Origin of the sequence: Salegentibacter agarivorans (assembly GCF_900113135.1) — a bacterium.
Classification (GTDB): Bacteria; Bacteroidota; Bacteroidia; order Flavobacteriales; family Flavobacteriaceae; genus Salegentibacter; species Salegentibacter agarivorans.
The window spans coordinates 269,773-280,063 of sequence record NZ_FOOH01000002.1; the positions used below are offsets into that span (position 1 = coordinate 269,773).

The following is a 10,291-nucleotide window of genomic DNA, read 5'->3' on the forward strand; positions in this document are numbered from 1 at the left end:
TTATTTAGTTCGGTTTTCTTCAATAAATTGAGCCATTTGGTTTATGGAGACAAAAATTTCTTTTCCCTGAGCTGGATCGGTGAGTTTTATCCCATAATCTTTTTCCAAAAGCACAATAAGCTCCAATGCATCTATAGAATCCAGGCCAAGACCATCGCCAAAAAGCGGTTCGTCGTTGCTTATATCGGCAGGTTCCATATCTTCCAGGTTAAGTTGCTCGATGATGCTTTCTTTAAGTTCGGTGTGTAGGTTTGTCATTTTCAGCGCAATATAATTTTTTGAGGCTTTCTTCAGAAAATGGAATGTTTTTTTCCTTTGAAACCAGGCACAAAAATACATCATATTCGCCATTTTGCAAGTCTAACCAACCACAAAGCACCCTGGAAGTTTTTTCTGAAGATAACAGGGATTCTGAATAATCTTTTAGCAGGCCGGCATTAAAATCTTCTGAAATAAAAAAGGCATTTTCACTTTGCAATTTATATTTAATGCTTATTTCGCCTAAAACTATATTTGGAAGTGTATAAACAAACAACGCAGGCGACGCAAAAGTTTTTGTGCTTTCCTGAAATTGCTTATCGGTTTCCAGGCTGGAAGCATTGTTTGAGATTACCAGGGCGGTATCTTTTGTGGGTTTATTTTTTCTGAAAATAATTTCTGAACCCAAAATTCCCAATTTTGACAGTCCGTCCATTTTGTGAAATTTAGGATACTTTATTTCTAAAAATTCATAGCATTCCTTTAGAAAAAGATTAAGTTCCTTTTCTGTAGATTCAAAAATCAATTTTCCTGAATTAAAAATTTCACCGTTTTTAATCTTTACCCAATCCTGTATGTAAAATTGATTTGACATTTTATTCTTTTTCTGCTTTAAAAACCAAAGCCAGGTTACATCCGCCAAATCCCGACGCGGTTTTTAGGGCATAATAGATTTCTTTGTGTTTATTACTTTGAATAATATTTAAAGACTTCGAAACTCCCAATTCGCCGAAATTTTTAGAAGCAATTAATTCATTATTCAGCATCGAATGTTTGGTTATAATACTTTCTAATAAAGCTGAAGCGCCCAAAGTATGCCCATAAAAACCTTTTAAGCTATGAATTGGCACTTCCTGCAAACCAGATCTATGAAATGCAATACTTTCCATCTCGTCATTATATACCGTAGCCGTGCCGTGTGCCGATAAAAGCCCGACTTTTTCTGCGGAAATTGATGCATCTTTTAGCGCTTTTTGAATGCTTATATATAAACCCTCCCCGGTCCGCGAAGGCCCCGAAATATGGTTGGCATCATTCGCAGAAGCATCACCAATCAAACTGATAACATTTGAAATCTCGGGCTTTTCAGTACTTACCATGATAGCTGCTGCGGCTTCTCCAAGGCTAATCCCGTCCCGTTCTTTTGAAAAAGGTTTGCAGGCTTCAGTGCTTAAAGCCTGGAATGAATTAAAACCCGAGATCACAAAATCACTCACTAAATCCGCTCCAACAACTATGGCATTTGTAAATTTTCCAGAATTCCCCAACCCTCTTGCCACTGCAAGGCCTAATCCTCCGGAAATACAGGCGTTGGAAAGAATTATGGGTGTTTGCTTAAAACCGAAAAAATTAGCAACAATTTTACCCAATTTACTTAATTTTAAACGACTTTCAGGAAAATCGCCAGGTTCTTTTAAAAGGTTTATGTTTCCTTTGGTGGTTGTAAGAATTAGCGCAGTTTCTGTTAAATCCAGGTTTTTATTTTTGTCCAGGAGCTGCTTTACTGCCAGCAGGATCATTTTTTCCAGTTTGGTAAACTTTTCAATAGCTCCAATTTTTGAAAAAACCTGGTTTAATAGTGTTTCATCAATAATTCCGGCAAAAAATTGGTTTTCGGTAAATTCTGGTTTCTGAAATTTTAAACCCGACTTTCCCTCACGAATGGCCTGGATATTTTCTTTGGTAGAAAATCCCAATGGAGAAATAATCGCATCTTCTAACAGGTAGAGTTTCTTCATTAAAGCAGCTTCATTTTCTTTTTCCAATCTAAGAAAAACGGCGGATTATTTAATATCAATTTCCGGTTTTCATCCAGAAAAACCTGTAGCGTTTCTCCGGTGCAAATCAGGTCTTCCCCTTTAAAAATTTTATAACTGAAATTTATTTTTGCAGCTTCAGAATTTATAAAAGTGGTTTCCACCTGAAACGAATCGCTATATTTTAAAGGCAATTTGTGTTCGCAAATAGATTTTACAATTGGTGTGGAAAAACCTTTAGTTTGAGCATCTAAGTAAGAAATACCGTGTTCGCGGCCAAAATCTTCACGACCTTCTTCGAAATATTTTAGATAGTTGCCGTGCCATACAATTTGCAACGGATCACACTCGTGAAAACGGACTCTTAATTTTGTAATGGTGGTTAAGGATTTCTCCAGCATATTAATCTACAGTAACAGTTTTCATTTCTGAAGTGGCTAAAAGCTTTCCTTCTTCATCAAAAGTACGTGCACCAACCGAAGTTACATTCATAAACTCCTGAAGGATTTCTACGTACGTGACTAATTTAGTTCCAGCTTTTGGAAGTTCAAGGATTTCAACAGCTTTAATAGCGCCAATAAAACCGGTTTTTGGTTTATCCAGTCCGCTTAAAAATCCTTCGTAACCACGCCAAAGCGACATACTTTGGGCCATATGCTCAATAAGACCCGGTTCAGAAAAAATGGCATCTTCCACCAAAATATTATCCATAGGTATGGTGAACCCGGTAGTGCCGGTCTTATCGGTGTATTCCAATAAACTGTCTACCATAACAAATGGAGGTTTTTGTGGAATTAACTGCAGAATTCGGTCTAATTCTCTAATTGGTTCTTTGAGTAAATTTTCTGCCATAAGCTGTTTTTTTTAGCTGAAATCGTTCCAGTAATCGTAATAATTATACCATTGATGCGGATACTTTTTTAGCATAATTTCCAGGTTTTCAAGATAAGCTTTTAATAGATTTTTCGCATCATTATTCTCAGGATTATAAGGCCTGGCATAAAAATGATAATGAAAATTCTTCTCTCGCATAATATGTACAAATAATACAGGAATTTCATTACGGGCCGCTAATTTAAATGGTCCCTGCGGAAATTTCACTGGTTTTCCCATAAAATCTTGAGTAAAAGTCTTAGCATTTTCGGTATACCGGTCTGCGGCAAAAACCAGGAGCTCGTTGTTTTGAAGTGCACGGTTCATCTCAAAAATATGGGAAAGATCTTCTTTTAAAACAATGAGTTTTATAGCCGATTTCCCTGTAACCGAATCCAGGTAGTCTTTAATTTCCTCGTGCTCTAAATCGGTTACCACCAGGTTTACAATATGATGATTGTTGGTTTCATCAAAAAAATGTTTTGCAAGATTAAAATTTCCAATGTGAGCGGTAAGTAAAATTCCTCCTTTTTTCTGTTGAAGTAAGTTTTGGATATTCTGAATCCCATCAAACTCAAAGCTATATTTATGTTTTAATCCAGAAGCTATAGCCACGCGATCTAATTGAATTCTTCCAAAGGTAAAATAGCTTTTATAAACATTTAAAGCCGCTTTAATTTTTGAAAAACCTAATCTTTTTCGAAATAAATAATAAACACTTTTAGTAGAATTAAAAGCGAAGAAAATAAAGTAAAGAGCTACAAAAAGAAGGACAAAATAAGAAGCATAAAGCCCGAAAGTTTTAATTATAAAAACGTAGATCCTTAATCCCAGAACGGTACCACGCGATTGTCCTTTCCAATTAGACATAATTTATGAATAGAGTCCGCCGTTAATATTAATGACTTCGCCGGTAATATAGGAAGCCTTTTTAGAGGCCAGGAAACTTACCAAATCGGCTACTTCCTCGGCTTCGCCAAAACGATTTAAGGGAATCAATTTTTTAAGTTCATTGTCATCAAAATCGGCAGTCATGTCTGAAGTGATAAAACCGGGCGCTACAGCATTTACAGTAACTTTTCTTTTACCTATTTCCTGTGCCAGGGCCTTCGTGGCAGCGACCACCGCTCCTTTTGCCGCCGAATAATTTACCTGGCCCGCATTGCCTTTTAATCCTGAAAGTGAAACAATATTGATAATTCTACCATAGCGCCTTTTCAGCATATCTTTGATTAGTGGCTGAGTGACATTGTAAAAACCATTTAAACTGGTATTGATCACCGAATGCCAGTCTTCAGGTTTCATCCACATAAAAAGTCCGTCGCGGTTAATCCCCGCATTATTTACAATGATTTCAATTTCTGCTTCCGGATTATTTTTAGTGAAATTTTCAAGCGCTTTAGAAGTTTTTTCAGCATCTGCAACGTCAAACTTTAGTAATTCGCATTTTACACCTTCAGCTTCAATTAGTTTTTTGGTAGATTCCGCAGCTTCGGCATTGGATTGGAAATTCAGCAAAATATTATACTGCAATTCCTGGGCTATTTTTAAAGCAATAGCTTTTCCAATTCCGCGAGAAGCACCGGTGATGAGGGCGTATTTCATTTAATCTCAAATTTAAAACAATTAATAACTCTTAATTCTGGGTAAATCTTATCAATGAAATTTTGGTTTAACCTGCCCTTCATTTCTTTTGCTCGTCCAAAAGAAACGAAGCAAAGAAAAAGACACCTTTTTCAAGGAATTTTTTGGCAAAAAAGCCAAAAACCGTGAACAAAACCCCGCGGATAACCGATTGAAAAAATCGGCTATCCTGAATCTCGCGGTTTGGTCTACATATTCTGCGAAAAAGGATTTAAAAACTCCAAAATCATAATCCAATTTAGAATATTTCATTATCAACATTTAACGATATTCAAAATTTTATCCTGCAAAGTTTAAACCTTGCCGAGATTAAAAAAACTCGCAGGGTTAATAAACCGCGCTATTTTTTAGATAATCTTTTAATTCGGCGTTGGTTTTATAAAATGGGAAATCCTCTTTTATTTCAGGGATAATTTTATTCATTTCCTTAAAAATCTCCCGGGTTTTTTTTGATAGTTTTTCATCAAAATCCAGGTACCGCAAAGCCTGCACAATAGTAATAATTTCTACCGAAAGTACTTCAAAAGTATTATCTATAACCGTTTTTGTAATATTCGCTGCATTAGTGCCCATACTCACGATATCCTGGTTATCATTATTGTTTGGAATACTGTGAATATACATTGGGTTAGCTAAAGTTTGATTCTCGGCAGTTGTAGAAACCGCGGTAAATTGCACGCCCTGCAATCCAAAATTCAATCCAAGTTTCCCAAGATTTACGAATGGCGGTAAAATATCGTTAAGTTTATTATTCAGTAAATAATTAAGTTGACGCTCGGCCAGCATTGATAGTTTTGTAACCACCAATTTTAATTTATCCATTTCCAGGGCCACATAATCTCCGTGGAAATTTCCGCCGTGATACACGTGCTCGTTTTCCACATCTATAATAGGATTATCGTTGGCAGAATTTACTTCTTCAATAAGGATTTTGGTGGTTTGTTCTATTGTGTCGTAAACCGGACCTAAAATTTGTGGCACGCAGCGCAAACTATAATATTCCTGTACTTTTTCTTTAAAATACGTGTTTTTATCGGCCGTATCATTATATAAATGCTCATTACGGTCTCGTGTAAGTTTACTGTCTTTTAAATGATTTCGCATTTTTTCAGCGATCTTTTGCTGGCCTATATGTTTTTTAGCGGTGTTTAACTCTTCAGATAAATGATCGTCGTAAGCCTGAACGATTTCATTAATAGCCGAAGAACAAAAAACCGACCAGTTGAGCAGGCATTTGGCGTAAATTATATTTACAATCCCAATGCCCGTCATTGCCGAAGTACCATTCATTAAAGCCAGGCCTTCCCTGATTTCAATTTTTATAGGTTGAATATTTTCTTCAGCAAAAACCTCTTTAGTTTCACGACGTTCATTTTTATAAAAAACTTCTCCTTCTCCAATTAAAACCAGCGCTAAATGCGCTAATTGCACCAAATCTCCCGAAGCTCCTACTCCACCGTGTTCAAAAATTAATGGGGTAATATTTTTATTGATAAGCTGCTGCATAACTTCAACAACAGATTTGTGTATGCCAGATTTCCCAAGGGAAAGCGTATTTAAACGTGCAAGCATCAGCGCTTTTACATACAGCGGTTCCATAGGTTTACCGGCACCTGAAGCGTGACTTCTAATTAAGTTATACTGAAGTTGTATACGGTCCTTATCTTTTATCTTATACTGCGCCATTGGGCCAAAACCCGTGTTTACGCCATAAATTACCTTATTTTGAGAAAAATTTTTTAGAAACTCAAAACTGGCTTCAATTTTGGATAGGTTTTGTGAAGACGACTGAATTTCAGCATTTTCAAACAAAACCTTGTAAAAATCTTCCAGGCTAAGGGCATCATTAATTTGGAGCATAGGCCGCATTATTGTTAAGAATCTTAACAAATGTACTATATTTAGACCGTATTTAAAATTGCCGTTTTTCGATTTAGAATGAATATTCATTAGAGATCTAAATAGTTGAAACCTTTAAAATGAAAAAACTTGAAACCCAAATCTTAATTATTGGCGCGGGACCATCTGGAATGGTCGCTGCCGGTTATTTAAAAAAGCACGGGGTTAATTGTTTGGTGGTAGAAAAAAGTAGTTTTCCGCGTTTTAGTATAGGTGAGAGTTTACTTCCTAAGAGTATGGAAAATTTTGAGGAAGCTGGGTTACTGGACGCTATTATGGCTGCCGGATTTCAGAAAAAATATGGGGCAAGGTTTATAAAAAACGGTAAAGTTGGTGAATTTGATTTTAGTGAAAAATATGGCAATGGTTGGGATTGGACCTGGCAGGTACCACGAGCCGATTTTGACCTGGTTTTGGCAAATGAAATTCAGCGACAGGGCGTAGAAATATTCTTTGGTGCCGAAGTTTCAAAGGTAAATTTCTACGGGAAAAAATCGACTACTGAAATTCTTATTAATTTTGAAGAAAATATAGAGATAAACGCTGATTTTATAATTGACGCCAGCGGTAACGGTCGGGTTTTAGCTAACCAATTAGACTTGAATACTTCTCCAAAAATCACAGGTAATTCTTCAATCTTTACTCATATTAAAGAAACAAATAGACCAGAAGGAAAAGAAGGTGAATTGATCACTTTTGAAGTTTTGGATACAAAAACCTGGTTTTGGTATTTTCCTTTTTCAAATGGAAATTCCAGTCTCGGTTTTGTTAGCGAAGATGAGTGGTTTAAAGGTTTTAGTAGTGATAATTCAGTAGCCTTTAGGGAAATGCTCAAAGAGCTGAAATATTACCGGGGCAGATTTGACGAAGAATTATTTCTTTTTAACCCGATAAAAATTCCAAGTATTTCAAGAAATGTAAAGAAAATGTATGGCAACGGATTCGCTTTATGCGGAAACAGCGCCGAGTTTCTTGACCCCATTTTCTCATCTGGAGTTGCCTTTGCAACCGAATCTGGTTTGCAGGCTGCCACGCTTGCCAAACTTGAAGTTGAAGGTAAGGATGTAAATTGGGAAAAAGATTATGCTGAATATATGCAAAATGGAATTTCGGTATTTAGCAATTATGTAAAAGAATGGTATACTGGGAATTTGCAAAAATTGTTTTTCCATGAAATGCCAAAAACTGAAATAAAAGAACAGATTTGCGCAGTTCTCGCAGGCTATGTTTGGGATAAAAGCAATCCGTTTGTAAAGAATCACCAACGAATTATTAAAAATGTAGCGCGCTTAATAGACCAGGAAGAAATAAATGTTTAAAAATTTTTAAACTTAAAATTCTGATGTCAAAGCGTTTAAAAATTAGTACTTATTTTATTGCATTCTTTAGCCCAAAAAAGTTTGGAAGGTAAGTAAGTAAAAGTTACATTTGCAACCGCAAAAATGTTTGCACGTTCTTAAATATTTGGAGAGGTGGCAGAGTGGTAATGCAGCAGCCTGCTAAGCTGTCATCCTTCGGGATGCCCGGGTTCGAATCCCGGTCTCTCCGCAAGATTTTTTAGTCTGCGGATTATTATTCTCCTTTTTCTTCTGGAAAAGATAGGGATAATCTTCCTCCGTCTCCCGGACTGCTTTTTGAAAGAGTATTTTGGATCGGAAAGGCTAAAATTTTTAAGCTAGTAAGCTTAAGCTATGGGTATAGTCTCGACATTGTTGGGATATTCTCTGGCCAGTTATCGCGCCGAGCGCGATTAAAAAATTACTCGGGGTGTAGCGTAGCCCGGTTATCGCGCCTGCTTTGGGAGCAGGAGGCCGCAGGTTCGAATCCTGCCACCCCGACTTTTTGAGTATCAAAATAGCTCAAAAACTACCTAAATAAATGATTTTCAGTGCTTTTAGCAAAACTGGGAATCATTTTTTTTTGTTTGATATCAAATAAAATGTGACCTATTCGGTTACCTAATCGGTCACCCATTTTTTCTTACCTTTCAGTTGCCTTAGGGCTTTAGCGTGATTTGACTTCGACAATTATGTTAAATCGGTTACCTAAATGAAAGGCAATGAAAACAAAACCCACTTTTCGTATTCTCTTTTGGCTGAATTTGGCCAAGAAAAAAGATACTCTTGCACCTATTTATGCAAGGGTAACTGTCAATGGCCGTCGGGCAGAAATTAGTTTAAGACGACAATGTGACCCGGAATCCTGGGATGATCGCGCCCACAGGTTAAAAGGAAGAAACCTTGAAGCGACAGTTTTGAATAATTATCTGGACGCCAAGTATTCGAAACTATTGCAGTGTTATGAAGACCTGCTCAAAGAAGATAGAATTATAACAGCCAAGGCTATCAAAGCCCGTTTTCTTGGGGCTGATGCGACTTTTAAATCACTCCAGGAAATTCTTGAATATCATAAAACCACTATGGTTGATGTGCTTAAACCAGGAACGCTAAAAAATTACGGAGCTACAGAAAAGTATTTGAATGATTACCTTTCCTACGATCATAGAATCAAAGATATCTATCTTAAAAATATAGATTATCAATTCGTTACCAGTTTCGACAAGTTTCTAAGAAGAAAAAAGGGGAAAAATGGCAAAAAGCAATTGAGTAATAACGGAATAATGAAACACATGGAGCGATTTAAGAAGCTCACAAATTTAGCCATTAAACTTGGTTGGCTGGATAAGGATCCATTCCGGGACTATAAAATGAAATTTGAAAAATTTGATCGTGCGTATTTGAGCCAAAGAGAACTAGATTATATTGAGGAGACCCGATTCAGAAGAGTAACACTGGAGACCACTAAGGATATTTTTGTTTTTTCCTGCTATACTGGTATGTGTTATGGGGAAATAAAAAACCTTACCCGAGATAACCTGATAAAAGGTGTGAATGGGAAGGACTGGATCTATAGCAGGCGGGAGAAAAGCAATGAACCGATTAAGGTACCGCTACTGGAAAAAGCCCGCAGTATTTTGTATAAATATGAAAAACCAACTTCAGAATTTCTATTACCGGTGTATAGCAACCAAAAAACAAATACTTACTTGAAGGAAATTGCAGAGCAGTGTAAAATTCCTAAAAAGCTTAGTTTTCACGTTGCCAGACATACTTTTGCTACAACGGTCACCCTATCCAATGGAGTGCCCATAGAAACCGTTTCAAAGCTCCTGGGGCACACTAAATTATCAACTACGCAAATCTATGCCAGAGTAGTTGATCAAAAATTAGGAGACGATATGGATCAATTGCAATCTAAACTCTCCTAAAAAAGCGATGAAACGATGCAGAAGTGATGCGGGTCATAGCTCAATGTTATCAAGGCTTGCGGGAAGATCTGCATCAAAGCAACAAATTCTGAATACAACAAAGGAGAAAAGCCTCCGATAATTTCTTCTTTTTTTGATGAATCGATGCCAGATATAAATAAGACCAGTAATACTGGGGATTTTCAGCCGCATCATTTCCGCATCACTTTGTCATCAAAAATAAAACGATGCTGAACTTTGTATAGATTTTGCAGGTTTTGATATAAAATAAGCTAGTTAAAAAAGAAAAAATATGGTCCCAAATCTACCATAACTTACAGCGCTGGATCCTATGCTGTTTTTATAGCGTACGGGAAGTTAAGTGAAAAGTAAAAACAGCATAGGGCGCAAAACCTATTTTGTTTTTGTAATACCAGTAAATTTTAACCTATTTTCAGGGTGTTCCAGTCCATTTACTGGTAATCTCGCGTTCATTTCACTACTCCGGTATAAAAATACTGTCTAATTCAAATTAGTTTTACTGCAAATTTCAACGGTTTTATTGGGGCTTTCAGGCTATTTGAGGTAAGTTTTTTATTTAAAAACTTTTGCA

The 10,291-nt window shown here is 36.6% G+C and carries 10 protein-coding genes and 2 tRNA genes; 4 read left to right on the forward strand and 8 right to left on the reverse strand.

The annotated features are described in order from the left end of the window. From BM084_RS03260 to BM084_RS03300, 8 genes are all read right to left on the reverse strand, one after another. On the reverse strand, nt 1-258 hold the full coding sequence (locus BM084_RS03260) for a phosphopantetheine-binding protein (protein WP_075326912.1): 258 nt from the start codon (nt 256-258) through the stop codon (nt 1-3). Continuing rightward, the gene (locus tag BM084_RS03265; RefSeq protein WP_075326913.1) at nt 233-853 is read right to left on the reverse strand and encodes a hypothetical protein; all 621 of its coding nucleotides are present in this window, start codon (nt 851-853) and stop codon (nt 233-235) included. The genes BM084_RS03260 and BM084_RS03265 overlap by 26 nt, the downstream gene beginning before the upstream one ends. A gap of 1 nt (nt 854) precedes the next feature. Then, nucleotides 855-1,997: a beta-ketoacyl synthase N-terminal-like domain-containing protein gene (locus BM084_RS03270; protein WP_093302759.1), complete on the reverse strand. Its 1,143-nt coding sequence runs from the start codon at nt 1,995-1,997 to the stop codon at nt 855-857. Further along, nucleotides 1,997-2,416, reverse strand: a complete 420-nt coding sequence (locus BM084_RS03275) for an acyl-CoA thioesterase (protein WP_093302737.1) — start codon at nt 2,414-2,416, stop codon at nt 1,997-1,999. The genes BM084_RS03270 and BM084_RS03275 overlap by 1 nt, the downstream gene beginning before the upstream one ends. Nucleotide 2,417: 1 nt before the next feature. Beyond that, nucleotides 2,418-2,867 carry a hotdog family protein gene (locus BM084_RS03280; RefSeq protein WP_075326915.1) on the reverse strand — a complete coding sequence of 150 codons (450 nt, stop codon included), beginning with the start codon at nt 2,865-2,867 and terminating at the stop codon, nt 2,418-2,420. 12 nt (nt 2,868-2,879) lie between these two features. Beyond that, entirely contained in the window at nt 2,880-3,758 is an 879-nt protein-coding gene (locus BM084_RS03285) for an LpxL/LpxP family acyltransferase (protein WP_075326916.1), read from the reverse strand. Between the two features lie 3 nt (nt 3,759-3,761). Beyond that, complete coding sequence (fabG, locus tag BM084_RS03290; RefSeq protein WP_075326917.1) at nt 3,762-4,493, reverse strand: flexirubin biosynthesis SDR family reductase FlxB; 732 nt, start codon at nt 4,491-4,493, stop codon at nt 3,762-3,764. Nucleotides 4,494-4,859: 366 nt separating this feature from the next. Further along, entirely contained in the window at nt 4,860-6,392 is a 1,533-nt protein-coding gene (locus BM084_RS03300; RefSeq protein ID WP_075327969.1) for a flexirubin biosynthesis tyrosine ammonia-lyase FlxA, read from the reverse strand. 119 nt (nt 6,393-6,511) lie between these two features. Here BM084_RS03300 and BM084_RS03305 point away from each other — a divergent pair, with 119 nt between their 5' ends. The 4 genes from BM084_RS03305 (at nt 6,512) to BM084_RS03320 (ending at nt 9,699) form a co-directional block, all read left to right on the forward strand. Further along, nucleotides 6,512-7,750, forward strand: coding sequence for an NAD(P)/FAD-dependent oxidoreductase (locus tag BM084_RS03305; RefSeq protein ID WP_093302739.1), 1,239 nt, complete (start codon nt 6,512-6,514; stop codon nt 7,748-7,750). Between the two features lie 147 nt (nt 7,751-7,897). Beyond that, nucleotides 7,898-7,979: transfer RNA gene (locus tag BM084_RS03310), tRNA-Ser, on the forward strand. A gap of 215 nt (nt 7,980-8,194) precedes the next feature. Next, nucleotides 8,195-8,269 (forward strand) — tRNA-Pro (locus BM084_RS03315). A gap of 221 nt (nt 8,270-8,490) precedes the next feature. After that, nucleotides 8,491-9,699: a site-specific integrase gene (locus tag BM084_RS03320; protein WP_093302439.1), complete on the forward strand. Its 1,209-nt coding sequence runs from the start codon at nt 8,491-8,493 to the stop codon at nt 9,697-9,699. Nucleotides 9,700-10,291: the final 592 nt, after the last annotated feature.